This window comes from Roseibium polysiphoniae, assembly GCF_014842925.1.
Classification (GTDB): Bacteria; Pseudomonadota; Alphaproteobacteria; order Rhizobiales; family Stappiaceae; genus Roseibium; species Roseibium polysiphoniae.
Genome location: NZ_JACYXJ010000007.1, coordinates 260,092 through 286,007 on the forward strand (window position 1 = coordinate 260,092; position 25,916 = coordinate 286,007).

Annotated in this window: 26 protein-coding genes, 1 tRNA gene and 1 riboswitch; of the genes, 9 read left to right on the top strand and 18 right to left on the bottom strand. The window is 57.9% G+C overall.

The window, feature by feature from the left end:
• Positions 1–209: 209 nt before the first annotated feature.
• From IG617_RS19470 to IG617_RS19485, 4 genes are all read right to left on the bottom strand, one after another.
• Positions 210–1,829, bottom strand: a complete 1,620-nt coding sequence (locus tag IG617_RS19470; protein ID WP_192110905.1) for a thiamine pyrophosphate-binding protein — start codon at positions 1,827–1,829, stop codon at positions 210–212.
• Positions 1,826–3,088, bottom strand: a complete 1,263-nt coding sequence (locus tag IG617_RS19475) for a CoA transferase (RefSeq protein ID WP_192110906.1) — start codon at positions 3,086–3,088, stop codon at positions 1,826–1,828. Before IG617_RS19475 ends, IG617_RS19470 begins: the two co-directional genes overlap by 4 nt.
• A 120-nt stretch (positions 3,089–3,208) precedes the next feature.
• Positions 3,209–4,036, bottom strand: coding sequence for a CE1 family esterase (locus IG617_RS19480; RefSeq protein WP_192110907.1), 828 nt, complete (start codon positions 4,034–4,036; stop codon positions 3,209–3,211).
• 122 nt (positions 4,037–4,158) lie between these two features.
• Positions 4,159–4,944: an ion channel gene (locus tag IG617_RS19485; RefSeq protein ID WP_192110908.1), complete on the bottom strand. Its 786-nt coding sequence runs from the start codon at positions 4,942–4,944 to the stop codon at positions 4,159–4,161.
• Positions 4,945–5,059: 115 nt separating this feature from the next.
• On the opposite strand from IG617_RS19485, the gene IG617_RS19490 reads away from it, so the two are divergent.
• The gene (locus IG617_RS19490) at positions 5,060–5,821 is read left to right on the top strand and encodes an SDR family oxidoreductase (RefSeq protein ID WP_192110909.1); all 762 of its coding nucleotides are present in this window, start codon (positions 5,060–5,062) and stop codon (positions 5,819–5,821) included.
• A gap of 71 nt (positions 5,822–5,892) precedes the next feature.
• Here IG617_RS19490 and maiA read toward each other — a convergent pair whose 3' ends face one another.
• The gene (gene maiA / locus IG617_RS19495; protein ID WP_192110910.1) at positions 5,893–6,546 is read right to left on the bottom strand and encodes a maleylacetoacetate isomerase; all 654 of its coding nucleotides are present in this window, start codon (positions 6,544–6,546) and stop codon (positions 5,893–5,895) included.
• A gap of 405 nt (positions 6,547–6,951) precedes the next feature.
• Here maiA and IG617_RS19500 point away from each other — a divergent pair, with 405 nt between their 5' ends.
• Positions 6,952–7,563: a GIY-YIG nuclease family protein gene (locus tag IG617_RS19500; RefSeq protein ID WP_192110911.1), complete on the top strand. Its 612-nt coding sequence runs from the start codon at positions 6,952–6,954 to the stop codon at positions 7,561–7,563.
• A 9-nt stretch (positions 7,564–7,572) separates the two neighbouring features.
• On the opposite strand, the gene IG617_RS19505 is transcribed toward IG617_RS19500, so the two are convergent.
• Both IG617_RS19505 and IG617_RS19510 read right to left on the bottom strand, forming a co-directional pair.
• Complete coding sequence (locus IG617_RS19505) at positions 7,573–8,058, bottom strand: DUF302 domain-containing protein (RefSeq protein ID WP_192110912.1); 486 nt, start codon at positions 8,056–8,058, stop codon at positions 7,573–7,575.
• A gap of 118 nt (positions 8,059–8,176) precedes the next feature.
• A complete protein-coding gene (locus tag IG617_RS19510) occupies positions 8,177–9,352 on the bottom strand; it encodes a YeeE/YedE family protein (protein WP_420826161.1) in 1,176 nt (391 codons plus the stop codon).
• Positions 9,353–9,601: 249 nt separating this feature from the next.
• Here IG617_RS19510 and IG617_RS19515 point away from each other — a divergent pair, with 249 nt between their 5' ends.
• Together IG617_RS19515 and IG617_RS19520 are read left to right on the top strand one after the other, a co-directional pair.
• Complete coding sequence (locus tag IG617_RS19515; RefSeq protein WP_192110913.1) at positions 9,602–10,984, top strand: tetratricopeptide repeat protein; 1,383 nt, start codon at positions 9,602–9,604, stop codon at positions 10,982–10,984.
• A 73-nt stretch (positions 10,985–11,057) separates the two neighbouring features.
• The gene (locus IG617_RS19520) at positions 11,058–12,290 is read left to right on the top strand and encodes an OpgC family protein (protein WP_338110042.1); all 1,233 of its coding nucleotides are present in this window, start codon (positions 11,058–11,060) and stop codon (positions 12,288–12,290) included.
• 65 nt (positions 12,291–12,355) lie between these two features.
• Here IG617_RS19520 and IG617_RS19525 read toward each other — a convergent pair whose 3' ends face one another.
• The 4 genes from IG617_RS19525 to IG617_RS19540 all read right to left on the bottom strand — a co-directional run bounded on the left by IG617_RS19525 (position 12,356) and on the right by IG617_RS19540 (position 14,723).
• Complete coding sequence (locus IG617_RS19525; protein WP_209003961.1) at positions 12,356–12,643, bottom strand: BQ00720 family protein; 288 nt, start codon at positions 12,641–12,643, stop codon at positions 12,356–12,358.
• Positions 12,644–12,676: 33 nt separating this feature from the next.
• Positions 12,677–13,105 (bottom strand): Hsp20 family protein, encoded by a 429-nt coding sequence (locus IG617_RS19530; RefSeq protein ID WP_162858376.1) that lies wholly within the window; start codon positions 13,103–13,105, stop codon positions 12,677–12,679.
• A 213-nt stretch (positions 13,106–13,318) separates the two neighbouring features.
• Positions 13,319–13,804 (bottom strand): YybH family protein, encoded by a 486-nt coding sequence (locus tag IG617_RS19535; RefSeq protein ID WP_192110914.1) that lies wholly within the window; start codon positions 13,802–13,804, stop codon positions 13,319–13,321.
• 106 nt (positions 13,805–13,910) lie between these two features.
• Positions 13,911–14,723, bottom strand: a complete 813-nt coding sequence (locus IG617_RS19540) for an RNA polymerase sigma factor (protein WP_192110915.1) — start codon at positions 14,721–14,723, stop codon at positions 13,911–13,913.
• Between the two features lie 141 nt (positions 14,724–14,864).
• Between IG617_RS19540 and IG617_RS19545 the strand changes: the two genes are divergently transcribed.
• Both IG617_RS19545 and IG617_RS19550 read left to right on the top strand, forming a co-directional pair.
• Positions 14,865–15,245, top strand: a complete 381-nt coding sequence (locus IG617_RS19545) for an MmcQ/YjbR family DNA-binding protein (RefSeq protein WP_209008622.1) — start codon at positions 14,865–14,867, stop codon at positions 15,243–15,245.
• Complete coding sequence (locus IG617_RS19550; RefSeq protein ID WP_209008623.1) at positions 15,242–16,435, top strand: MFS transporter; 1,194 nt, start codon at positions 15,242–15,244, stop codon at positions 16,433–16,435. The genes IG617_RS19545 and IG617_RS19550 overlap by 4 nt, the downstream gene beginning before the upstream one ends.
• Before the next feature lie 92 nt (positions 16,436–16,527).
• Here the strand turns inward: IG617_RS19550 and IG617_RS19555 are convergent, their stop codons facing one another.
• The 4 genes from IG617_RS19555 to IG617_RS19570 all read right to left on the bottom strand — a co-directional run bounded on the left by IG617_RS19555 (position 16,528) and on the right by IG617_RS19570 (position 20,778).
• Positions 16,528–17,613, bottom strand: a complete 1,086-nt coding sequence (locus IG617_RS19555; RefSeq protein WP_192110916.1) for a sn-glycerol-3-phosphate import ATP-binding protein UgpC — start codon at positions 17,611–17,613, stop codon at positions 16,528–16,530.
• 8 nt (positions 17,614–17,621) lie between these two features.
• Positions 17,622–18,464, bottom strand: coding sequence for a sn-glycerol-3-phosphate ABC transporter permease UgpE (ugpE, locus tag IG617_RS19560; protein WP_192110917.1), 843 nt, complete (start codon positions 18,462–18,464; stop codon positions 17,622–17,624).
• 10 nt (positions 18,465–18,474) lie between these two features.
• Complete coding sequence (locus IG617_RS19565; RefSeq protein WP_192110918.1) at positions 18,475–19,356, bottom strand: ABC transporter permease subunit; 882 nt, start codon at positions 19,354–19,356, stop codon at positions 18,475–18,477.
• Between the two features lie 111 nt (positions 19,357–19,467).
• Complete coding sequence (locus tag IG617_RS19570) at positions 19,468–20,778, bottom strand: extracellular solute-binding protein (protein ID WP_192110919.1); 1,311 nt, start codon at positions 20,776–20,778, stop codon at positions 19,468–19,470.
• 483 nt (positions 20,779–21,261) lie between these two features.
• Positions 21,262–21,482, top strand: a riboswitch (cobalamin riboswitch).
• A gap of 53 nt (positions 21,483–21,535) precedes the next feature.
• On the opposite strand from IG617_RS19570, the gene IG617_RS19575 reads away from it, so the two are divergent.
• Positions 21,536–22,222, top strand: coding sequence for an energy-coupling factor ABC transporter permease (locus IG617_RS19575; RefSeq protein ID WP_192110920.1), 687 nt, complete (start codon positions 21,536–21,538; stop codon positions 22,220–22,222).
• A 61-nt stretch (positions 22,223–22,283) separates the two neighbouring features.
• On the opposite strand, the gene IG617_RS19580 is transcribed toward IG617_RS19575, so the two are convergent.
• The 3 genes from IG617_RS19580 to IG617_RS19590 all read right to left on the bottom strand — a co-directional run bounded on the left by IG617_RS19580 (position 22,284) and on the right by IG617_RS19590 (position 23,520).
• Complete coding sequence (locus IG617_RS19580; RefSeq protein ID WP_338110050.1) at positions 22,284–22,721, bottom strand: YqaA family protein; 438 nt, start codon at positions 22,719–22,721, stop codon at positions 22,284–22,286.
• 184 nt (positions 22,722–22,905) lie between these two features.
• A tRNA-Ala gene (locus tag IG617_RS19585) sits at positions 22,906–22,981 on the bottom strand.
• Between the two features lie 146 nt (positions 22,982–23,127).
• Positions 23,128–23,520 (bottom strand): TIGR02300 family protein, encoded by a 393-nt coding sequence (locus tag IG617_RS19590; RefSeq protein ID WP_192110921.1) that lies wholly within the window; start codon positions 23,518–23,520, stop codon positions 23,128–23,130.
• 209 nt (positions 23,521–23,729) lie between these two features.
• Here IG617_RS19590 and aroA point away from each other — a divergent pair, with 209 nt between their 5' ends.
• Entirely contained in the window at positions 23,730–25,085 is a 1,356-nt protein-coding gene (aroA, locus tag IG617_RS19595) for a 3-phosphoshikimate 1-carboxyvinyltransferase (protein ID WP_192110922.1), read from the top strand.
• Positions 25,082–25,708, top strand: coding sequence for a (d)CMP kinase (gene cmk / locus IG617_RS19600; RefSeq protein ID WP_192110923.1), 627 nt, complete (start codon positions 25,082–25,084; stop codon positions 25,706–25,708). Before aroA ends, cmk begins: the two co-directional genes overlap by 4 nt.
• The last annotated feature ends 208 nt before the right edge of the window (positions 25,709–25,916 follow it).

Consider the following 25,916-nt stretch of genomic DNA (forward strand, 5'->3'; position numbering starts at 1 on the left):
GATCAATAAATCATAAATTTAGTATTTTTATCGATGATATTCGCTTGAGACATATCGAGCTACATTGCGTGTTTTGCGCATTTTTCAACGTAAAGTCGCCGAAACGTATTCGCCCAATAGTGGCAAGAATAATGAATGCGTTAAATTAGGCTGGAATGCTTGCTTTCCAGGGCATTACGACGCCCCTCGAACCCTCCACACGATGCAAATCAGAGTTTACCGTCATAGGCGCGATTTGAGATTCGGCACGCAATAATTGTAAATCCAGGTCTATGCAACGCACCCTCAATCTCGTTCGCCAGCCCGTCAACCGCTTCGACCCAAGTCCCGTGGCCGCCGTAGGCGCGCGCGATTTCCGGGAAATCGGTCTCGCCAAAATCGACGCCAACATTTGCACGCTGGCTGGCCCTTTGCTTCAGTTCGATCAGCGACAAGGACCGGTCCACAAGGACACAAATGATCACTGGCAGGCCCAGATCACGAAGCGTCGAGAGTTCTCCCAGACACATCTCAAGTCCCGCATCACCAACGAAAGCAACGACAGGCGCCTCAGTGTCATCAATCAGTCGATGTCCGATCGCCAGTGGAACCGCACATCCCATCGTGCATAGAGCCGAGGACTGGAGCATCCCTCTCGGCTGTCTGCATTTCCAGATCTGGCTGACAAGAATCCGATGCGCACCGCTGTCGGCCGTTACGACGGTTTCATCCGGCGTCAGCTTGCGAAGGGTATGGAAGACAGTCGCGGGGCCCCAGCCATCTGTTTCAGGAGCGAATGCACTCTCCAGGTCCGCCCTGGCCCTGGCAGGCTCTCCGGCGGGCCAGGCCGGCGCATCAGCCGTCCTGCTTTTGGAAAACACGGACAACGCGGATTTTACTGAACTGCGCAGCTCAAAACGCGCCTTGTGCATCCCATGGGCTCTCAGCACAGGCGACACATCAATGACAGGGGCGTCATCGGGCCAGGGATTGCGCCAGTTTGCCCGCATCTCGATCGGATCGTATCCAAGAAGCAGGACGCAATCGCTCTGGTTGATCAACGGAAGGAAAATGTTGTCCGCTTTGGGAGAAAGGCCTGCGCCGCCCAGCGCCAGAGCATCCATTTCATCAAGCAGGCCCTTGCCCTTGTAGCTGGTGATCAAGGGGATCGAGAATTGCCTGCAGAAAGCCGCCAGCTCGGGTCCTGCACCTTCATTCATCGCATCGACACCGGCGATAGCGATCGGCCGCTTCGCCTTTGCAAATAGCTCCAGGGCCTCCGTCAGATGTGGGCCATCGGCGACCGCCAGCTGCGGCAGCGAGGGACCCCGGTTCGGATTCCAGGGTTCTTGCGTCAACGCCTCGGCGACCTTGATCGGCACGTCGATATGGACCGGTCCCGGCTGTCCCTCAAGGGCAATCGCAATCGCCTTGACCATCATGACGTCAAGAGCATCCAGGCGGGCGGAGAAGCTGGCCTTCACGATCGGCCGCAGCAGCTGCTGATGGTCGAACACCTGATGCGTGTAGCTTTCCGCCTCTGCAGCATCGACACAACCGGTGAGAAAGACCAGGGGCACGCGATCCTGCCAGGCATTTGCAACCACATTAATGGCGTTGGCAACGCCAGGCCCGAGTGTTGCGAGCAGAACGCCAGGTGCTCCATCGGCATGCCACCCACCCTCTGCCATGAAGCCACCTGCATTCTCATGCTTGACCAGTACAAAGCGTATGCCTGCACGGTCGATACTGTCCATCAGGGCGAGAACTTCGCCGCCAGGGATGCCAAAGGCGTGGCGACACCCGGCAGCATGCAGCTTGCCCGCAATAATATCGGCTCCGGTGGTCATTCAGGTTCTTCCCTAGATTGTCTTGTCTGGATGGAGCCGCTCGCTGACAGCTGCCGAATGTCGTCGTCTGTCAGGCCCAGCAGGGATGTCAGGACGTCCTCGGTTCCTTCGCCCAGCGTTGGCGGCGAACGACGGTAGGCGACAGGCGTCTTGCTCATGCGAATGGGCGATCCGATCAGGTCGACCGATCCACTCAGTTCGTGCGGCATTGAAATCTTCATATTGCGGGCAAGCACCTGTGGGTCTGTGAAGACCGACCCAAGGTCGTTCACGGGGCCACAGGGCACGCCCTCGCGTTCAAGAAGCTCAATCCACTCAACCGCTGTTTTTTCAATCGTCAGTCGGCGGATCAGCGGCACAAGGTCCTTGCGATTTCGTACGCGATCCGCATTGGCGGCAAATCGTGGGTCGTCTGCCAAGGCAGGAGCGCCAGCCGCCACGCAGAATTTCTTGAACTGACTGTCATTCCCAACAGCCAGGATGAACGACATGTCACTCGCAGGAAAAGTCTCATAGGGCACAATGGTTGGATGACCATTTCCGAGACGCCCCGGAATCTCTCCTGAAACCAGATGAGCAACACCCTGGTTGATCAACCAGGAGACCTGGCTGTCGAAAAGAGAAATATCGAGATACTGCCCTTCACCAGTCTTGTTCCGATGGTTCAATGCAGCAAGGATCGACACAGTTGCGTACATACCGCACATGACATCGGCGATGCCGACACCCACCTTGGTTTCCGTGCCGCCTTCATCGTCGGGAAGTCCAGTCAATGACATGATCCCGCCCATCCCCTGGATCAGAAAGTCGTAGCCTGCCCTTGAGGAATAGGGTCCTGTTTGCCCGAAGCCGGAGATCGAGCAATAGATCAGGCCAGGGTTGACAGCTTTCAAGCTGTCAAAATCCAGGCCCCGGCGCTTCAGGTCGCCGACCTTGAAGTTCTCGACGAGAACATCCGCTTTAATGGCCAAATCCCTGACCAGCTTCTGTCCGGCCTCCGATGCCAGGTTGATCGCAACAGATCGCTTGTTGCGATTGGACGACAGGTAATAGGCGCTTTCCTGCGTTTCGCGGCCTGCGGCATCCTTCAGGAAGGGCGGGCCCCAACCACGCGTATCGTCGCCTTTCTCCGGCCGCTCGATCTTGATGACCTCGGCTCCCAGGTCTCCGAGGATCTGGGTGCACGTCGGACCGGCGAGAATCCTCGACAGGTCAAGAACAACAAGGCCAGACAGGGCGCCGGCGGGAGAGGAAGACACTGACAAGGGCTCACCAAGAGAATTGCGTTGCGCCCAATGAGCCGACTGAATTCTCTCCCGTCAACTGCTCCGCGCCCGGCAGAGCAGCAAATTCGCTCAAGTGTTCGTCAAATGCCGTGATCAGGACCAGCCCTTCAGCTTGCCAAGTTCATGCCATGCACGCTCCATCCACTCGGCGCGCACATTGTGCCCACCATCATGAAGGCAAAGCTCAAGCAGCCCCGTTTCAGGCGACCAGCGCTCACAGCTCAGGCTGCCGTCGTCATAGGTCATGGGTTTGTCGTCAGTCAGTCCAAGCTGCTGAAGCCAGACATCAAAACTCTTGAAGACATCTCCCTGGTGATACTTTCCACCACCAAGCGGACGCCCCTCAAGCGGCACGACCGTGTCCGACGTTCCATGAACGTGGAACAGATAGGGAGCCTCAGTCGGGCATTCTTCAGGCAGGGGCTTCCAGAAGGCACCGGCGATCGGAGCGTATCCTGCAAACCGGTCCGCATCGTCACAAGCCAGATACCAGGTCATGAAGCCGCCAGATGAAAAGCCGGTGAGAAGGGTCTTTTCACGATCGATGTGAAACCGGTCTTCGACATCGTCGAGAACTGCGTCAAAAAACGCGTTTTCATCGCGCAGACTTCGCGGACCGGTGGGAAATGACCACGTGCCATCGATCCCCTGAACTGCAACAAAGACAACATTCAGATCGTTCGCAAGTTTCTTGAACGAGGCATTCCGAACCGCGTTCAGTGCTTTCCCGCGATGCCCATGAAGATAAAACACTGCGCCAACAGGCGGCACCGTTTCAGCATCATCGGGCAAGAGAGCATAATAAGTACCCTCTTCAAGCTCACAGGGCACTTCACCGCCGCAGGCATCTGCAGCCACAGCTGGCTGCAAGGCAAGGGCCCACCAGAATGAGATTGCAAGCACGGACTTCTTCGAGGGCATGGACGCTCCTTTAGGTCGACGTCGACAATCGGTCATCAGACGTTGTCATCATCTGCCAGCGATCCCAAGAGCCTGCCAATCACAGTGACGCGATCAGGTGGAAAAGAAGATATCTTCCGCGCCTATCCCCACTCACCCTCGGTCGGAATGTTCAAGACCCGTCCACAGTGCTTGCAGTGAACGGCATCCGTATCATGACGGCTCAAGCCGCAATCCGGGCATTTGTAGTGGACCTTGACCGGCCGGAAGATCGTCTGGACAAGACGCAGGAACAACGCCACGCCAAAGATCATGATGGCGACCGTGAGCAACCGTCCCGCGCTGTCGCTCATGGTGATGTCGCCGAACCCGGTTGTGGTCAGCGTCGTGACGGTGAAATACAGGGCATCCAGATAGTTGTTGATCGCCGGATTGCGATCGTCCTCCACGACGTAAACCAGGGCCGTCACGATGAAGATGAACACGACGAGGTTCACGCCCGAGTGGATGATTTCCTCGTTGCGTTTGAACCAGCGAGAGGAGTCTCGCAGCTCCTTGAGCACATGATAGGAGCGCAGCAGACGCAGCATGCGGATCACGCGCAGGAAAGCCAGGTTTTCGAAGAAGGCCGGTGCGATCAGGGATGCGATGACAACCACATCCGCCATGGCTGTAAAGCTGATCACATAGCGCCCGGGCTGCGCGGAAGCCATCAATCTCCCGAGGTAGTCGAGCAGCAAGACACCCGCGATCAGGTAGTCGATTTCATGATGGATCCGGCCGGGATCCAGCATCGAAGAGACGATAAAATACCCAATCGTCAACACGTCGAACGTCAACAGCACATAGCGCCAGATGCGGGCAGCTGATGATTGACCGAAATAGAGATGCCGAAGGCGCTCACGCAAAGCTTGATAGGAAAAAGTCATAGCCGGAGAATGACGCAAGCGGCCTGAAAGGCAAGTCGCACAACCGCACCTCTGGCATCTCAAGCAATTTGTTCCTAGATGGTGGCTTCCAAACAACGAACGACTGGGGGACCAAATGCCTGACTTGAATGGAAAAGCTGCTCTTGTGACAGGTGCAAGCCGAGGCATCGGAGAGGCCACTGCCCGTATCCTGGCGAAGCATGGCGCTGCGGTTGTTCTCGCAGCGCGCAGCACGTCGGACATCGAACGGATTGCTTCCGAGATCCGCGCCGAAGGTGGCCAGGCGGAAGCGATTGCCTGCGACGTGTCCGACTACAAGGCTGTTGCAGATGCCGTTGCCCTTTGCACCCAAAAGTTCGGCAGCCTGGACATCCTGGTGAACAATGCAGGACTGATCGACCCGATCAACCGGATCGAGGATTCCGATCCAGAAGCCTGGGGAAAGGTCATCGATGTCAACGTCAAGGGTGTCTACTACGGCCTTCACGAAGCGTTGCCGGTTATGGCTGCGCAAGGAAGCGGGACAGTGATCAACATCAGCTCTGGTGCAGCGACCGGCGCACTTGAGGGCTGGAGCCATTATTGCTCATCAAAGGCCGCCGTTCTGTCCCTGACGAAATGCGCTGACAAGGAGTTTGGCGACAAAGGCGTGCGCGTCCTCGGCCTGAGCCCCGGTACGGTTGCCACCGAAATGCAGGTCGCGATCAAGGCATCCGGCATCAACCCGGTCAGCCAGCTCGACCCGGGCGTCCACATTCCCCCGGAGTGGGTCGGCGAGGCAATCGCCTGGCTCGCAACGGATGCCGGAGACGCCTACAAAGGTATGGATTGCTCGCTTCGCGACGAAGATGTTCGCAAGGCCATCGGATTGGTCTGAGCAACAGGTCCTGGTTCAACACAGAGCACGGCGGTCGAGTGACCGCCGTGCTCTGCTCGGTGTTTGCCAGGTTATTCAGCGTCCGGCTGGTTGGCTGGCGCAGCTTGCTGAAACTCGTGCCGTTCCATACAGGCGTCGTAGATGCGGCGAATGGTCGGATAGGGGCTCATGTCGACCTGAAAACGCTGGTTGTTCGCAACCTGCGCGACGAGGCAGATATCCGCGAGGCCCGGGTTGTCGCCGTGGCAAAAGGTTCCCGTATCCGGGCTGCCAAACAGCAGCGCCTCAAGCGGACCAAAGGTTTCCACGACCCAGTGCCTGAACCAGTCAGCAACCGCATCGTCGTCAGCCCCGAAGCTTTGCCGGAGCTCGTTGAGCACACGCAAATTGTTCACCGGATGGATTTCACAGGCAATCATCTGCGCCAGTGCCCGCACGCGTGCGCGTCCTATCGGGTCAGCCGGCAGCAGGGGCGGTTCAGGGATCGTCTCTTCAAGATACTCGATGATTGGCAGGGACTGGATGAGAACAACACTCTCGTCCGGCAGCTCCAGTGAAGGCACAAGCCCTTGCGGGTTGAGCTTAAGGTAACTTTCGAAACGCTGCGCACCGGTTCTCAGATGATGCGCAATGTAGTCTGTCTCCACGCCCTTCAGATTGAGAGCAATGCGCAGTCGATAGGATGTCGAACTGCGGAAGTAGGAATGAAGTCTTGGTCTGGTCACATGTCCCTCCCTGACGGTTGACCCGAACCGATATTAGTTACAAATGAAACAAAATTCCAAGACTATCACTCTGGAAAGACGCACGACCTGTGAAACGCAAAGAGGCCCGCAAAGCGGGCCTCCCATGAGATCGAACTGACCTTTTTGTCCGGACTAGATCCCGGCGAAACCTGTTGTTGCCAGAGGCTGCTCCGGCACCGACACATTCCGCCCAGACTTAAGGGCCAAATTCAGGGTCTCACTAGACATGGGCACACCTCCTTTCAGGTTGTTAAACATGAGATCAAAGGTAGTGCCCCAAACGCTTCTTGCAAGCCTGTTCCTTGTGCGCCGCTGCCAAAAGGAAAGGCAAAAGTCTCAGCGGGCACCTTGCCCCCGGCGCCCGGAAACGCAAAAAGTATCAAGATGGAACACAGACGCCATGCCCCGGATTGCAACCCGCCGCTAGACGGGCTCGACTATTCCAGCCCGCGCCCCTTCTCGATGTGGAAGAGCGGGCATCTGGACACATTGATCGGAGGATGGCTTCAGCTCCAGCCACCCTGCCTTGAGCTGGCGACGCTCGCTCTGGAGGAACTGACGATCAGGCGTGAAGATCTGCAGGCCCGAATGAAATTCGCCAACGCGGACCTGGAGCCGATTGTCTGGCTGGCCGATGCAAGGCGCTCGGTCAGAGACGTTCTTCTGCCGGACATTCAGGAGACCGCGCCCAAGTCATCAGCAAGGGGAAAGGTCTATGTCATCCTGAGAGGTGGCTATACGGAGACCAATCTCTGGTATGGCGCGTACGTGGGTTCGACCACGCGCCCGATCGGCAAGCGTTTTGCCGAACACCGTGCCGGAGGACCTCGTTCCGCCAGAGGTCTGCCAACGCACGGTATCGAACCGCTTTATTCACTTTTTGCCCCGCTCAATCCAGTTGCATCTTCGCGGGGCAAACTGCGCGAATGGGAAACCCGGCTTCATGAGTGCCTCGCGCCCATCGTGCCGAAGGTGACCGGCGATGTCGCCTTTTAGAGCCTGGCGCTACTCGATGGTGGCACGCTTGGCGATCGCTTCAAAGACACCGTCGAGCTCTGCTGCCATGACTTTCAGGTCATCGCCGCCTTCGGCCATATAAGGTTCAAAAACCTCGCTGGGTGTCTTCCAGGAAAGCGTCGCGGACTTGTCGTGGTTCTCGGTGACGTAGAAGCGGATGGGCGCTTCGATGCCAGCAGCGATGGAGGTCTTGAGCATCCGGCGGGCGTAATCATTGCGATAGACACCGAGTACCTGGTTTCCCGGGATGACAATCCCTTGGCCCTTTGCTCCCGCAGACGCACTCGCCTGTGTGACAAGACCCATCTTCTCGGCCTTCACCGCAGCCTTTACCCGATCCACGAGTTCAGAAAATGCGTGCGGCGTATCGATGATCCGCCAGCCATCACGGGGTTGCAGGCCACTGGCCAACCCTTGGGCCGAAAACCAAACCAGCACCAGCGTGGACGCAAGGATCGAGCGAAACAAAGTCATGTCATTCTCCTTCATGGATGGGAGGGGAGAATGAAACGCAACAGACGCCGATTTGAAGGCGCCGGACTGTAAAAGCGCTCACGTGCTGATCACAATCGAGTGCTCAGGCGCAGGCGCCTCAACCCATTCCGAGCTTGAGGCGAAGACGCGTGCCGAGCAAACTTCCGGCAAAGGCAAAGACCAGCCACAGCCAGCCGTGCATGGATCCGGAGACAATCCCGCCAAGATAGGCGCCGATGTTACAGCCATAGGCCAGCCGCGCCCCGTAGCCCATCAACAGGCCACCAACGATCGCGGTCAGCAGATCTCTGGCGGACAGATGCCAAACCGGCGCAAACTTGCCGGCAAGCGCAGCAGCCGCCAGCGCACCGAAAATGATGCCGAAATTCATGACCGAGGTGCTGTCCGAAAGGACGCTCGCTTCAAGCGCCTTGGTCTGCCACTGCCAATAGGGCCAGGTTTCGACCGGGATGCCGATTGCCGCGAAAACCTTCGCACCCCAGAGAGCAAAACCCGAGGTGATGCCCCAGGGCCGACCAACGACGATGAAGGTGAGAATGCCGACCACGGCAAGCATTACAGCACCGAGCATGGGAGACCAGGGACCTGTCGTAAGGGAGGCGGTCTTTCGCGCTTCGAGAACCCGACCATGCGCCTTTTTCTCGATCTTGATCGTTGCAACGGCAATTGCGCCCAACACCACCGCAGTGATCGCAAAGGCGGCGAGCGGGCCGAAATTGCTCACCAGAGAATAGGCCGGCAGCTTGGGCAGCTGTCCCCAAAGATGCATGTGGGCTGTCGCGAGGACCGATCCAAGGATGAAGGCCGCAAGGGTGACCATCATCCGTGTTGACCCTCCGCCTGCGGTGAAGAGCGTGCCGGATGCGCAGCCTCCACCGAGCTGCATGCCAAGACCGAACATGAATGCGCCAACGGCTGCCGCATAGCCGAAAGGAAAGACAAAGCCGCCGGTCGGCATGCCGAAATCACCGCCCCAGGCGATCAGGGGAAAGGCAACAGCGGATGTCAGAAGGATGAGGACGAACTGAGCACGCAGGCCCGTTCCGCGCTTCTCGGTCACAATATGACGCCAGGCGGCGGTGAAGCCGAAACTGGCGTGATAGAGGGAAAGACCAGCGAGGCCGCCAATCAGGGCGGCTCCCGCCTGGCGCGCTCCGCCGAGCGAGTAGGCGCCAAGCGCGACGATCACCAAAGCTGCAACAGCAAAGGCGAGTATGGGCTTCTGAGAACCCTCATTCGGAGGTGTTACGGTCGTGACTGTCATGGAACCCATCTAAGCATTTCCCATTGATCCAACAAGAAATACCATCCGCTATCGAACTGCCTATGGAGAAAGAGATTCCATTTTGAGGCAGCATTACGGCCAACTCAACACAGAGCTAACACCTTTTTGTGTGTTGCAGTTCAGAAGCCGCCTGCCCTCTTGTTGCAATGCGAGGATGTGATTTTGCAGCTGATTAGGCCCCGCCTTTTCTGTCGCACACATTCCGGAAATGCCAGCAATACGGTCAAAGGGCTTGCCATGCGCTATACAGATCAGTTCGGCTATGACGTCACAGTCTCAAGCCAGCAAGCCGTCGTTCATTGGAATGCGGCCGTAAATGCCTTCCTCGCACATGGCAAAGAGACTGCAGTCCACCTGGAACAGGCGCTGGAGCTGGCTCCCGATTTCGCCATGGCACATGCGACGCGCGGTATCTTCTGCCTGCTAATGGGCCGCTCGGAGCTCGTGGCGACGGCCAAGGACTGCCTGAGCACGACCCAAAAGATCAGCAAAACGGCGGACCTCACCGAGCGGGAAAAAGCGCTCATGGGCGCGCTGGCTGACTGGCTTGACGGGTGGCCATCACATGCGGCCGAACGCCTGGACCGTGTGCTCACGTCGGCTCCCCGGGACGCCTTGATCGTGAAGCTGGTGCACGCCATTCGATTTGTTCTGGGCGATTCAAAGGGCATGCGTGCGTCGATCGACAGTGTTTTTGGAGCCTATGACAGCAAGCATCCGTCTTATGGTTATATTCTTGGCTGCCGCGCCTTTGCGCTCGAGGAAACCGGAGACTACCGGGACGCGGAGCTGCTTGGCCGCAAGGGCCTCCAGCATGCCACGGACGACGCGTGGGGGCTCCATGCGGTCGCCCATGTCCACGACATGACCGGCCGGGCGGACGAAGGTATTACCTGGCTTGAGCATCGACCTGAAGGCTGGGCGCATTGCAACAACTTCGGCTACCATGTCTGGTGGCACCTTGCGCTGATGTATCTGGAGCGCGGCGAGATCGACAAGGTGTTGTCGCTTTACGACGAAGAGATCCGCCGCGACCGGACGGATGATTTCCGCGATATTTCCAACGCCACTTCCCTGCTCTCACGCCTTGAGATTGAAGGCGTCAATGTGGGCGCACGCTGGGAAGAACTTGCGCTGCTTTCGGACAAACGCGCGGAGGACGGCTGCAACGTGTTTGCGGATCTGCATTACCTGCTGGCGCTGCTGAATGGCGGGCGCCGCATGGGAGCCGAGCGCCTGTTGGGAGACCTGCAGTCGCGCTCACGTCAAACAGGAGACATTGCTCGCATTTCCGCAAAAGCCGGTGTGCCAGTCGGCCTGGGCCTCGAGCAGTATCGCAAAGGCAATTACGCTTCGGCCTTCCACATGCTCTCGTCCGCGAGAGATGAGCTTCCGACCATTGGCGGCTCCCACGCTCAAAGGGATGTCTTCGAACGCATCACCATCGACGCCGCCCTTCGAGCCGGTTTTGCTGAAGATGCCGAAAGGGTCCTGAAGGACCGCACCCGCAAACGTGGCGCGGTAGATCACTTTGCCGAGCAAAGGTTCGAAACCTGCGAGAAAATGCGCAGCGCTTCCAAGATCATGCTAGACGAACGGCTGCGCGCAGCTCACGCCTGACTTGAGCTGAAAACCGACATTGCCCTTGGCGGCCGATAAGCTGGACCGCCCAGCCCATGGACTGATTTCTGACGTGAACGCTCAATCAAGCCCGACCAAATTCCGCGACCCTCGCCTCGACTTCTTTCGCGGCATAGGCATGTTCATCATCTATATCGCCCATCTTCCGGGAAACTGGTGGACGCTTTGGATCCCGGCCCGCTTCGGGTTTTCAGATGCCACGGAGATCTTCGTCTTCTGTTCGGGCATGGCCTCCGCGCTCGCCTTCGGCAAGGTGTTTGACGTTCACGGCGCAGGAATGGGAATTGCGCGAGTGGCGCAGCGGATGTGGCAGGTCTACTGGGCGCATATCTGCCAGTTCCTTGTCATTGCGGCAGGCCTTGTCGCGATCCACGAAAGCGGCTTTCTCACGCAATGCTGCGATCTGACCCAGAATTATGTCGGATCGCTGAACCTCTGGCCGTTCTTTGACAATACGCCCCTGAATTTGCCAGGGCTGCTGACGCTGACCTATGTGCCGAATTACTTCGACATCCTGCCGATGTACATTGTGATCCTAGCCTTGATACCCGTCATCATGATCGCATCGCGGATCTCGGTCTGGGCCGCCTTCGTACTCTCCATCGGGCTCTGGCTTGCTGCCAATTTCCAACTGCTGAACCTGCCCGCAGAGCCGTGGTCTGACCGCTCCTGGTACTTCAATCCTTTCGCGTGGCAGCTGGTGTTCTTTACCGGCTTTGCCTTCATGCGAGGCTGGATTCCGGCACCGCCGGTGGATGAGCGCCTGATTGCGCTCGCGATCGCTGTGCTGCTTCTTTCCCTGCCCTTCGCCTACTTCCGGATCCATCTCAACGTCGAGTTTGCACAGATCGTCAGGGACATGTTGAAACCACTCTGGATCAAGAGTGAGCTCGGCTTCCTGCGGTACGTGCACTTCCTGGCGCTGGCTTACCTTGCCTGGGTCGCAGCAGGCGACAAAGGCTTTCGACTCTTCGGGCATGGCCGCATCTGGGGTGGCTTCGTCCGCATCGTTCAGAAAGTCGGCCAACAATCCCTTGCGGTTTTCATGGCGAGCCTGGTCATCGCTCAAGCTGCCGGCATTCTCCGCGACATGGTCTGGGGGCGCGGCGAATGGCTACCTCAGACCTTGTCCAACCTGCTCGGCTTTGCGGCTCTGATTGCAGTTGCCTATGTGGTGGCCTGGTTCAAGGGACAGCCCTGGCGAAAATCGCCAAAACCGCAAACTTCACGGCTGTCAGAAGAAGTGTCATCACCTCGATCCAAAGTGGCGGAAACCACCAATTAGAGCATAAAAAAACACCGGCGCGATCGCTCGCACCGGTGTTTTGTAATGTCGTCCATTCCAGACGATCAGTGAACGCTGACCATTTCAAGGTCGTGCTCGAAGGCATTGGCCAGAGCTGCTTCGCGACTGTCCGCTAGAAGGATCGGTGTGCCGTCTGCATTGAGCAGCGCCCAAAGCGTTGTGCTGTCCTGAATCGGCGGCACTTCCGGGAAGAGCGCGGCCATATCCTTGGCCTGGAGCTTTCGGATATACGCCATGCTGCCGATACCGAGGTCCGCCAGGACCTCTTCGCTCATGGCAATCAGCTCCGCTTCTCGCGCCAGCGCTGCAGCATCATTGGTGTTACGCGTCATGGTCTCTCCAAGGTTTTTTCCGGCGGGGGAGTGTCAGTCGCCGCTGGAGATTTCGATCTTCCGGATCACACGTTCAGGCTCCGGACGCGCAAGATCGATAGACAATAGGCCATCCTTCAGGTCCGCACCAAGGATTTCGATCCCTTCTGCCAGCACAAATGCGCGCTGGAACTGGCGGGCAGCGATCCCGCGGTGCAAATACTGCCGGGTCTTGTCGTCAATCTGACGACCCCGAATGACAAGCTGGCTCTCTTCAACGGACACATCGAGCTGGTCCCGGGTGAAGCCGGCAACCGCAAGAGTGATCCGAATGACGTCGCCCTGTTCGTCCGTTTTCGGCAGACGCTCAATATTGTAGGGCGGGTAGCCGTCATTGGCAGCCTTGGAAACCCTATCAAGCACGCGCTCGATATCATCGAACCCGAGCATGAACGGGCTTGAAAACGCTGACATGCGTGTCATCGCCAAAGTCCTTTTAAAGCGACCTTGCGTCCGGACCCATTTTGAGCGGCATCCGAACAGGAGTGTCCTTCACTCCGTTTCGTTATCGAATATGGCGACAGTCGGCGGATCTTTCAAGCTAAGGGCCGCCAGATGACCACAGCCAACACAGCTATGGTTACCTGACGACCCGATTTCAGAGAGAGTGTTTCAGAGCGTTCTGCTCGGGCCGACTTATTGCGGGATCAACCGCTGTCCATGGGGATTGTCGATCACCATCTTCCAACTCCCGTCCGTCTGCTTGCGCAGGACCGCAACCGATAGCCCACTCATGCTCAATGGCTTGCCATCAGGCCCGGTACCGGTCATATCCCATGGCGCGAGATGGACTGCGATATCTCCTTCAACGATCACCTCGTGGCCCGCGTAGGTGAAGACAGGTTTCATGGTGCCGAAAACCTCGAAACCCTGGCGAACATGTTGAGGATCAGAGACTGGTTTGCCCGGTTCGAAAACGACGGACGCCTGAGATTCATAGGCGTTCATTACCTTATCGTAGTCAGCCTTCTGAAAGTCCGACGTCATGGTTTCGATGGCCTTCATGACCTGTTTCTGCTCTTCATTCATCTCATATGTCTCCGTTGCAAAGGTCGGGTTCAGCGTCGTGGCGACAAGGCCGGCGACCGCCGCGGTGGTCTTGAGTATTGTTTTCCAAGTCATCGTTTCTCCTTTCTTGGAGGGGGAAGGGACCGGACAAAGAGGGAGCGTTCCCGCCAAATCCGGCCGGTTGAAAACTCGTCCATGAACAGTGTTCAGGCGATCAAGGTCAGTGCGGTAGCGAGACGATGCCTGCTATCTGCGCCAACAGGTTTTGTGGAAATGCGGGCTCTGGAACGCTGCGCTGAAGCTTCAGGGTCTTGAGATCCCCGACCATTGTTTCAACGTCGGCGACCACCTCTTGATAGCTCGGCTGCCGAGCATCTGCATGGGCAAGATCGTCCCGCCTTACGCGGCCTGCGGCAATCGCAGCAGGCAAGCGGCTCCGGCAATTGCATTTGGCGGTCTTGGAAACCACGCCGCAGGATGTGGACGTAAAGGCAATCACGTCCTTTCTGGCCCGTGACAAACGCTTGCGATAATTGTCTGAAGTTATTTCCAGGATCGCCGCTGCTTCCACGTGGTCGAATTCGAGAATATCGCCGAGCACATAAGCAAGGCGATGATTGAAATCGAGACAGAGCAACATCGCCATTGTGCAGGAGATCCGAAGCTCGTTGAGCATAAGAGCCTCGTCTGGCGCGGCGGGCGGATCGGCGACAAGCCCGGTTTCGAGATCCGCTTTGAAGAGATCAAACGTCAGACCTGGATCCCGGTCTCGCAGTTTTTTCGCGCCCAGAAGGTGATTGCTTGCGACCCGATAGGCCCAAGTGGAGAAAGCGCTCTCTCCCCGGAAGGTGGAGAGTTTCGTCAGGATCAAGATCAGGATCTCCTGTGTCGCCTCCAGTGCATCGTCTGGGTTGGCCAGAACCCGCATTGATAGGTGATACATCTTGTCCTGAATTCCGATGAGCACCGCCTCCAGCGCGCTCTGGTCACCGGCCTGTGCCGCCGCTATCAGCTCGTTCGAAATTGCCTTCATCTCACCAAGTCCCTTTTGGTTCCTTTGGTAAGTTAGAGGACCGCCGGCCGGCAGGTGTGACACATTGTATTGAATTGGCTGCGCCATGAGCTGCCTTGCTCTCAGGGGCAAAAGCTGAAAACTTCGCGGGACTTCTCTTTCATGGCAGGCAATCCCTTGACCCGAGACGAATTCAACAGCTTCTGCGCAGGCCTTCCTGCGTCGACCAATGTCGTCCAATGGGGCAACGCCTCGGTCTGGAAGGTCGGTGGCAAGATCTTCGCCATCTGCTCCTCATGGGGCAGCGAAGGCGAGCAGCGGGTTAATTTCAAATGTTCGGATATGGCCTATTCGATGCTGATCCAGGAAGAAGGCATTGTTCCAGCACCTTATCTGGCAAGAGCCAAGTGGGTGCGCGTCGAGGACCCTGATGCACTGAGCAAGGAAGATTGCTGCGCCTATATCAAGGCGGCCCACGCAATCATCACGGCCAAACTCACTCGCAAACAGCGGCAGGACCTCGGATTGGCGCAAACGTCATGAATCCTCAGAACAAGCTGGCCAAGCCGGTCTCGCTGGCACTCTTGATGCTTGCGGAGATCGCAGGCATGAGCCTTTGGTTCATGTCCGCGGCAATCCTTCCCGACATGGTAGCGGAAACCGCTATCTCGGAGTTCCGGCAAGCGGCCCTTTCGAGTGCCGTTCAAGCCGGCTTCGTTGTCGGCGCAGTCGCATCCGCGGTTTCCGGGCTGCCCGACCGTATGGATCCAAGGCGCCTGTTTGCACTGTGTGCAATTGCTGCCGCGCTCGCCAATGCGTCGCTTCTCGTCGTCACTCCAGGCGGCAACCTGGCGATCCTCGCGCGCTTTGTTACGGGCGCTCTTCTGGCCGGTGTCTATCCTGTCGGGCTGAAGATTGCCGTCGGCTGGGGACAGAAGGACCGCGGTTTTCTGGTTGGAGCTCTCGTAGGTGCCCTGACCTTTGGATCGGCAGCACCCCATCTCTTGGCGCTTGCCGGAGGCGCCGACTGGCGTTGGAGCGTTTCAATCGCCTCTCTTGCTTCGGTTGCCGGAGCATTCTTGTGCCTGGCCGCGGCGCTCGGACCGTTCCATGCAGCAGCTGGCCGCTTTGACATCCGCACCATCGGAGCGGCCTGGACCAATCGAAAAGTGCGCCTCGCCTATGCCGGATACCTCGGCCATATGTGGGAGCTCTATGCGATGTGGGCCTGGATCGGCCTCGCGGCCACGGTGTCCTTTGCAATGTCGATGCCCGAGGCGGAGGCCATCGCCCTCGGCCGCCTGCTCGCCTTTGGCGCAATAGCAGCCGGCGGTGTTGCCTGTGTCGTCGGCGGGCTTTTTGCAGACCGCTTTGGCAAGGAAAACATAGCAATCGTCGCCCTTGTTGTGAGCGGTTGCGGCGCAGTTGCCAGCGCGATCACCTTCGGCGGGCCTGCATGGCTGACGATCCTCTGTGTTCTGATCTGGGGCGCCGCCATCCTGCCCGATTCAGCCCAGTTCTCTGCGCTTGTTGCCGATCACTCCCCGCCGGACCAGACCGGCAGCCTGATGACATTCCAGACGGCGCTGGGCTTCGCCCTGACATTCGCCACAGTCCAGCTGACACCGGTTCTGGCGCTCGCGATTGGCTGGCAAGCAGTCTTCATCATCATGGCACTTGGCCCGGCTTTCGGGATCGCCGCAATGCTTCGTCTCAAACAGCTCACCCGATAGAGAATTCTGCAGCAATTAAAAAGCCGCCCCGGTTGCCCGGAGCGGCTTTTCCTTGAAAGGCAGCGCCCTCGTAGGCTGCCCTTCAAATCCGATCAGGACTCAATGCGAGCGCCCGTTTCTGCATCGAAGAAGTGCACGTCCTTTGGCTCGGCACGCAGGAATAGCGTCTGGCCAGGCTCATAGGTGGAGTGACTCTCGACACGGACAACGATTTCCTCACCGCTTTCGGCAAACTCGCCATAGATGTAGCTTTCAGCTCCGACCGGCTCGAGAACGTTGACCTTGATCTCCAGATCCACGCCTGAGTTTCCGTCGCCCTTTGGCGCTTCCACAACGCTCATGTGCTCGGGCCGAATACCAAGCGTATAGGCGGACTTGCCGAACGCATTCGCACCCGACAGACCCTTGCCACTCACCAGAGAAAGGCCGTTTTCGTCGCCCTTCACTTTGAGCAAGTTCATGGCGGGCGAGCCGATAAAGCTCGCGACAAAGGTCGACGCTGGCTTGTCGTAGACGTCGATCGGTGCACCGATCTGCTCGATGTTGCCGCCATTGAGGACGACAAGACGATCCGCCAGGGTCATGGCTTCGAGCTGATCGTGAGTGACATAGACGCTCGTCGTGCCCAGGCCCTTCTGCAGGCGCTTGATTTCGACGCGCATCTGAACGCGCAGCTTGGCATCGAGGTTGGACAGCGGCTCATCAAACAGGAAAGCGGCCGGCTCACGCACGATGGCGCGCCCCATGGCGACACGCTGGCGCTGGCCGCCGGACAAGGCGCGCGGCTTGCGATCGAGATAGTCGCCAATTTCCAGAATGCGGGCAGCTTCCTTCACACGGCGGTCGATTTCCGCCTTGTCCATGTTCCTGTTCTTCAGGCCATAGGCGAGGTTGTTATAGACCGACATATGCGGGTAGAGCGCATAGTTCTGGAACACCATCGCGATGTCGCGATCTGCAGGATCAACCTTGTTGACCACGCGGTCGCCGATGCTGATTTCACCGGTGGTGATATCCTCAAGCCCTGCAATCATGCGCAGCAGCGTGGACTTGCCGCAGCCGGACGGGCCGACCAGAACAATGAACTCGCCGTCGGCGATATCGATGGAAACACCTTTGACTGCTTCCACATCTCCGGCATAGACCTTGCGGACTGTATCGAGAGTAATCGTAGACATTTAGAACCTCACTTGTCGCTCTCGACGAGCCCTTTGACAAACCAGCTTTGGAAGATCACCACAACGATGACAGGCGGCAGCATCGCGAGGATCGCCATGGCCATGATCTGATCGTAGTCAGGGATCTGTGCTCCGACCCATACCTGAAGGATCTGCTTGATCCCGCGCACCAGGGTAAAGAACGATTCATCGGTCGTGATCAGCGTTGGCCAGAGATACTGGTTCCAGCCATAGACGAACATGATGATGAAGATCGCGGCCATCATCGTTTTCGACAATGGAACCAGGATATCGATGAAGAACTTCCACGGACCCGCACCGTCGATGCGGGCTGCCTCTGTCAGTTCGTCAGGAACCGACATGAAAAACTGGCGGAAGAAGAATGTGCCAGTCGCCGATGCGATCAATGGGACGATCAGCCCCTGGTAGGTGTTGACCATGCCGAGCTGTTGAACGATTTCGTAGGACGGCAGGATCCTAACTTCCAGCGGCAGCAGGAGCGTGGAGAAGATGATCCAGAAGCAGAAGGTCGCCATCGGAAACCGGAAGTAGACGATGGCGTAGGCGGCCAGCATCGAGATCACGATCTTGCCGATGGCAAAGCCAAGGCCAAGGATCAGCGAATTCTTCAGCATGACCAGGCCGTTGACTTCCTTGGTGAAGCCGCCAGCCCGGAACAGGACGTCCTCATAGGCTTGCAGCCCCTGGTCGCCAAATCCGAATTGGAGGCCTGACCTGTATATGGTCACCGCGTCGTGTGTTGACGTGATGAAGGCCAGCACGACGGGCGCAACCATGAAGAAGACGCCGGAAAGCAGGATCACATGATCCCAGATTTGCAAACGTTTCATCCCCGCCTCCTCAGGTGTAGTGAACGCGCCGCTCGATAAGGCGGAACTGGATGATTGTCAGGATGAACACCAGGGCCATCAGAATGACGGATTGTGCGGAGGAACCGCCAAGGTCATTGCCGCGGAACCCGTCCAGGTAAACCTTGTAGACCAGGGTCACCGGGTTGTTGCCCGGCTCGGTCTTGAGGATCACGTCGATGATGCCGAAGGTGTCGAAGAAGGCGTAGGTGATGTTGATGATCAACAAGAAGAAACCGGTCGGCGCGAGCAGTGGGAATGTGACCGTCCAAAAGCGGCGGAAGCCCGACCGGCAGTCAATGCTGGCAGCCTCCTGGACCGATTTGGAAATCCCCTGAAGACCTGACAGGAAGAAGATGAAGTTGACCGGGACCTGCTTCCAGACCGCTGCAACGACCATTGCGATCGCAGTGTCGGAGTAACTGACGCCCACCTGCATTTCCCAGCCGAACATCGCCACCAGATCCACGATCGGCCCGACATGCTGGTCGAACAGCAAAATGCCGATAAGGCCGGCGACCGGGGGCGCAACGGCATAGACCCACATCAACAGGGTCTTGTAGCTCGATGCACCGCGCAGAACCTTGTCGGCCTTAACGGCCAGCAACAACGCAATGCCCAGGGAAAGGGCTGTTACGAAGAATGTGAAAACGCCCGTGAACCGGGCCACGCGCCCGTAGTCCGTCGAAGTGACCGTATCGATGAAATTGTCGAAACCGACAAAGGTCGAGCCAAAGCCGAACGGATCTTCCAGGTAAAAGGAAGAGCGCACCGCCTCTGCTGCCGGCCAAAGGAAAAAGACCCCGACAATCCCGAGCTGCGGTAACAGCAGGAGATAGGGGATCAGACGTGATTGGAACTGGACTTTTTTCATCGTCTCACCGCGAACGAACGCGGCGGGTCATGGTTGTGACACCATCGCACCCGCCCGCTTCATGGGAATGGGGGCGCTCAACGCGCCCCCATCGGATCTCAAGCTCGGAAATTAGTTTCCGGTGGTCTTGGCAAAACGCTCAAGAAGCTTGTCGCCGTCGGCCTTGATAACGTCGAATGCGTTGTCAACGTCGGTTTCGCCGGACATGACCTTGCCGAGTTCACGGTTCATGACGTCACGAACCTGAACGTAGAAGCCCATGCGGTAGCCCTTGGTCCACTCGCCGCCTTCCAGAGAAAGCTGCTGAATGCCAACTTCGGCTGCCGGTGTGCGGTCGTAGTGACCGTCTTTCTTGGCCAGTTCGTAAGCAGCTTCGGTGATCGGCACATAGCCGGTCTCTTTGTGCCACATGTACTGGACTTCAGGAGACGTCAGGTACTCGAAGAAGGAAGCGGTACACTTGTTTTCTTCAGCCGACTTGCCGGACATTGCGAAGAGAGCAGCACCACCGATGAAGGAAGCCTTGTTCGCGCCTTCAACAGCATCCCAGTAAGGCAGGAACGTTGCAGAGAACGGGAATTCAACGGTCTTGGAGATGCCACCGAAGGACCCGGAAGAACCGATCCACAGAGCAACCTTGCCTTCGTTGAACGGAGCCTGGTTGTCGCCCCAGCCGGTGCCGTAATAGCCGAACAGGTCAGCATCGAGCCACTTCTTGACAGCCTTGAAGTGGTTGCGGATTGGCTCACCGAAGATCAACTCAGTGCCTTCTGCACCGTCGTAACCGTTGTTGTTCGTTGCGAACTGAAGGTCATGACGGGACTTGAAGTTTTCGACGAATTCCCAAGGAAGGTGGGACTGAACGAGCGGCACGTAGCCAGCTTCTTTCAGCTTCGGAGCAATTGCTTCGAACTCTTCGTAGGTCTTCGGAGCTTCAACGCCAGCTTTTTTCATGGCGTCTTCGTTCACGTAGAGGATCGGAGCGGAGGAGTTGAACGGCATGCCGATCATCTTGCCTTCGCCGTCAGCGTAGAAATAGCGAACACCGGCAATGTAGTCTTCGATGTTGAACTCAACGCCGTTGTCGTTCAGCAGGTCTTCAACCGGTACAACAGCGCCCGGAGCGCCGATGATGGTTGCGGAACCGGCATCAAAAACCTGCAGGATGTTCGGCTGTTCGCCAGCGCGGAACGCAGCGATACCAGCGGTCAGAGCGTCTTCGTAGCCGCCCTTGAAGACCGGTGTCAGGTTACACGCATCCTGGGAGGCGTTGTAGCCAGTGGAGATTTCGTTGACGACTTCGCCGAGGCGGCCGCCCATTGCGTGCCACCAGGTGAATTCGGTTGCAGCATAAGAAACAGAAGAAGTGCCGAGCATAGCGGCCGCAGCGACGATGCTGGCGACAGTCTTACGGTAAGCCATTATGTTTGCTCCCATCAATTGAGGCGAATGCCTCGGTCAGCAGTTGAGTATCCAGGCTGCCAAAATGGCTTGCTCGACAGCCTGTGTGATAACGCCTGCGTTTCGTATTGTTTTCATATGAACGCTATATGTCGCTCATATGAACATTAAACGACAGTCAAAACGAACATGGAAGACCAGCCATCGATATAAATTTCGGAGCGGTCTTTCTGTCGATTTCAGCAGCAGAAATACCGCAGCGAAACCGTCGTTTTTCCCGAGCTCCAGCCATCAATGACCGGATAGCAAACCGCGCATCGGCGTCACGGTCAGAACCCTATGGCGTTCGGATGACTGCCACGCTTCGTTCATATGAACATTGCGTGACGCACTTTTGCGACGCGCGCGCTCCTGCCGGCGGACGAATGTGACACCTCAAAACTGGCTCATTCCCTGAAGCATTTCGCCTTGGCGGCAAAATGGCTTGCAAAGAGGGTGCAGATTCCGCAATTGTGGTTCGATGGTTCCGCCAATCAAACGGTGCGGCGGATTAAAAGGGAACACGGTGAGGCGTACCCAAAAGGGACCGAAACCGTGGCTGCCCCCGCAACTGTGAGCGGCAAGTCCATTCCAAAAGCCACTGGCGTGCTCGGCTGAGCGCGCCGGGAAGGCGGAACGGGCGTTGAGCTGCAAGCCAGGAGACCTGCCATACAAACTCCGGCCTCGCGGCCGGGCCTCTAGCAACCCTTCCCACGGTGGGTGTGGACAGGAGAAAAAAATGCATATCGAACCGGGTATCGTCGACGGTGCCAAACTCACTCTCAGCTACGCAACAGCGATCGCGTCCCTTGGTTATGCGGCCAAGATGGCCATCACCAATCGCCAGGACAATGGCGGAATTACCGGCCTTCTCAACCGCAGCGTTCTAACAACCGCGCTTGTTTTCAGCTTCTTTCAGATTCTGCCGCATTATCCGGTTGGCGTTTCCGAGGTGCACTTCATTCTCGGCTCGACCCTGTTCCTGCTGTTCGGCGCAGGTCCCGCAGCGCTAGGCCTTGCCGGCGGCTTGCTCTTGCAGGGCGTGTTCTTCGCCCCCGCCGACCTGCCGCAGTACGGCATGAACGTCACGACGCTTCTGGTGCCGCTTTTCGCAGTCGCCATGCTGGCCAAAAAGGTCATTCCGGCGAAAACCGCCTATGTCGACCTGAGCTATGGACAGGCGCTTGCCCTCTCGACCGCCTATCAGGGCGGTGTGGTTGCCTGGGTGGCCTTCTGGGCCTTCTACGGTCAGGGCTTTGGCGCTGCGAACCTTGCTTCAGTCAGCACATTCGGTGCGACCTACATGCTGGTCGTTCTCATGGAGCCGCTCGTGGATCTCGCGATCCTCGCGGGCGCAAAGACGGTTTCCGGCCTCAAGGGCCACCAGATCGTTCAGGCGCGTCTGCATACGGCCGCAGCTGCCTAAGACCATTTCGACAGACTGCTGAAAAGCCCGGGCAATGCCCGGGCTTTTTTGCGTCCGTGGCCTAGAAAATTCCCAGCGTGATCGCGGCGACAATCAGATAGCGCACGGTCTTGGCGATGGCGACGAGAGCCAGAAATGACCAGAACGGCTCACGCAGTACTCCGGCGGCAAGCGTGAGCGGGTCTCCTATGACTGGCGCCCAGCTCATCAACAGGCTCCATTTTCCGTAGCCGCGATACCAGTTGGATGCCCGGTCAAGCTGCTGCGGCGTCACTGGAAACCAGCGGCGGGACGAAAACCGGTCGACGCCGCGGCCAAGCAACCAGTTCACGACAGACCCCAAGGTGTTACCGAGGCTCGCGACCGCGATCAACAGCCAGACCGGAGCAAGATCAGCCGCGATCAATCCCGCAAGGCCAAGCTCCGACTGCGCAGGCAAGATCGTAGCTGCCAGAAAAGAGAGGAGGAACAGGCCGGTGAGACTGCCAATCCCGCTCACGCGGGAATCCGTGCGCGAAGCATCAGAAAGAGTGAGCACAGTTGGGGAGTATTGGAACGCTGCAAGGCCCTGCCCGTCGTTTGGATCGATGAGCGACAGTGTTTCCGATTTGCAGTACATCGCAAGAGGCAAAGCCTGCTCGCGGTTCAGATCTCAAATCGGAGGAAAAGTAATATGAAGAGAATGGTGGAGCCAAGCGGGATCGAACCGCTGACCTCCTCGCTGCCAGCGAGGCGCTCTCCCAGCTGAGCTATGGCCCCAATCTCAAAAGCCGGCTTGGGTCCCCGGCGTTGATGTGGGCGGAACATAGTCGCGCCGCCCGCATCGATCAAGAGGAATTTCAAACGAAATGAAATTCGCTCTGTGGATAAATTCAAAGGCTGAAAAAGCCTTTGAATCCGGTCACTTAACGATCAGCGTCGTCATCGATTTCCACGCGAATGCCCGGAACAGCTTCGTCATCTTCATCTTCTTCCTCGATGAAAACGTCGTCGGCCTCTTCGTCGTCTTCTTCCAGCTCGACGTCGGCGCCGTCGATATCCGGCACATCGTCATCGCCACCTTCCGCTTCCGCGTCGGCTTCTTCCAGCGTTACGATTTCCGGCGCTGCCTCATCTTCCTCTTCCTCTTCCTCCACAGGCTTTTCCTTAGCCTTTGCCGCTTTCGCAGCACGTGAGGTCATGACCGCTTCAAAGATCGTGCCGCATTTGGGGCAGGTGATCGGATCACGGTTGAGGTCGTAGTACTTCGCGCCGCAGCTCGTGCACAGCCGCTTTGTGCCAAGTTCAGGTTTTGCCACTGTGCTAACCCTTCGTCTTCTCTGTTTGGTGGCGCCCCATACCCTTGGAACCGCCCCCCTGTCAAAGCCAAATCAATGAAAAAGTTTGTTCACGGCAAACTTCTGCACGCCACGCACAGAAATTCAAGGATTGGGGCAGATGACGAACGGTGATCCACATGATAGCAAGGGGCACTTTTTGTTGAGTAGAATGACCGGAACCGAACCGCATGTCCCATGGCTCCTCGCCCAAACCGCTTACAACCCGCGCCGCCGGCCCTCTGACCGGCACAATCCGGGTTCCCGGCGACAAGTCGATTTCCCACCGCGCGCTGATGTTCGGCGCCCTGGCCGTCGGCAGGACAACCGTGACCGGCCTGCTGGAATCGGAAGACGTTTTGGCCACTGCGGCCGCCATGCGTGCGGTTGGTGCCAAGATCGAACGGCAGGATGACGGTCTTTACGTCGTCGACGGTATCGGGCTTGGCAGCCTGTTGGAGCCGGAAAGCGTGATCGACTTCGGCAATGCGGGCACGGGCGTTCGTTTGACGATGGGGATCTTTGGCACCCACGACATCGCCGCAACCTTTGTTGGCGACGGCTCGCTGTCCAAGCGCCCGATGGGACGCGTTCTGGATCCGCTCCGGGAAATGGGCACCAATGTGATTGCCCGATCCGGCGACCGTCTTCCGGCTTCGATCCGCGGCGCAAAACAGCCCCTGCCAATGACCTACCGGGTGCCTATGGCGTCTGCGCAGGTGAAGTCCGCTGTGCTGCTCGCAGGCCTCAACTGCCCTGGCGAAACCACCGTGATTGAACCGATTGCTACGCGGGATCACACTGAAAAGATGCTTGCCGGATTTGGCGCGGAAATTTCGGTGACGCTCAACGATGCCGGAGAGCGGGTGATCAAGCTGAAGGGCCAGCCGGAACTCAAGCCTCAGGACCTGGAAGTCCCGGGAGACCCGTCCTCCGCCGGTTTCCCGATTGTTGCCGCGCTGATCGTCCCCGGCTCCGACGTGACCATCGAGAACATCCTCTTGAACGAACATCGGACCGGCCTGATAACGACGCTGATCGAAATGGGCGGAGATATCGAGATCGTCAACCGCCGCCATTCCGGTGGGGAAGAAATCGGAGACATCAAAGTCAAGGCAAGCCAGCTCAAAGGCATCACCGTACCTGCGAAACGTGCACCTTCGATGATTGACGAGTATCCGGTTCTGGCCGTTGCCGCCGCGTTTGCAAGCGGCGAGACACACATGCCGGGTCTTGATGAACTGCGGGTCAAAGAATCAGACCGCCTGGCGGCTGTGGCCAGGGGCCTTGAGGCAAATGGCATCCCATGCGTTGAAGGTGAGGACTTCCTGACTGTCACGGGCGGTGCAAACAATATTGGTGGCGGCACGGTCGTCACCCATCTCGACCACCGCATTGCCATGTCATTTCTCGTTCTGGGCATGGCCTCCCACAAGCCGGTCACCGCAGATGATGGCGCCGTCATTGCGACAAGCTTCCCGACATTCACTTCCCTCTTCAGCGAATTGGGCGCGAAAGTCCAAGAAACGCCAAGTGAAGCAGCATGATTGTCGCAATCGATGGACCTGCCGCCTCAGGCAAGGGAACCCTGGCGCGTCGGCTCGCAGAACATTTCGAGCTACGCCATCTGGACACGGGCCTGACCTACCGCGCCGTGGCAGCGGCTCTGCTGGCCAAAGGTCTGCCGCTCGGAGATGAAGGCGTTGCGATCGAGATCGCGCAAAATCTCGACCTGGCCCATGTGGACAAGACCGTCTTGTCAGCGCATGAGATCGGCGAAGCCGCTTCCCGTATCGCGGTTCTTGGTGGCCTGCGTGAAGAGCTTGTCCGCCTGCAAAAAGACTTTGCCGCAGCACCTCCGGGCGCAGTTCTTGATGGCCGCGATATCGGGACCGTCGTGTGCCCTGATGCCACTGTGAAGCTGTTCGTCACCGCCTCTCCAGAGGCACGTGCCGAGCGGCGGACGGCAGAAATGGTGTCCAAGGGTCAGGAGGCCGAATATGCCTCTGTCCTCGAGGATCTGAAACGCCGCGACGAACGCGACAGTCAGAGAACCGTGGCTCCGATGAAACAAGCAGACGATGCACACTTGCTTGACACGACGGAAATGGATATAGAGACGGCGTTCCAGGCAGCTGTGGATATTGTTTCCCAAGCCTGCAACGCGTAAGGCCTTCACGGGCACTTGGGGTTCGCCATGTTTGGTGTGCCCCCTTTCGTGTTTTGGATCGTCATTCGGCTTACCGGATATGTCTGATCCTTCGGAGCACATGGAATTACTCGGCAAGACATCTGTTAAGGCGTCTTGATGACGAGACAGGATCCTCCGTCTCTCGCCCCGCCGGCCCATCCTCGAAGAGGGTGGCAGGATGCGCGCA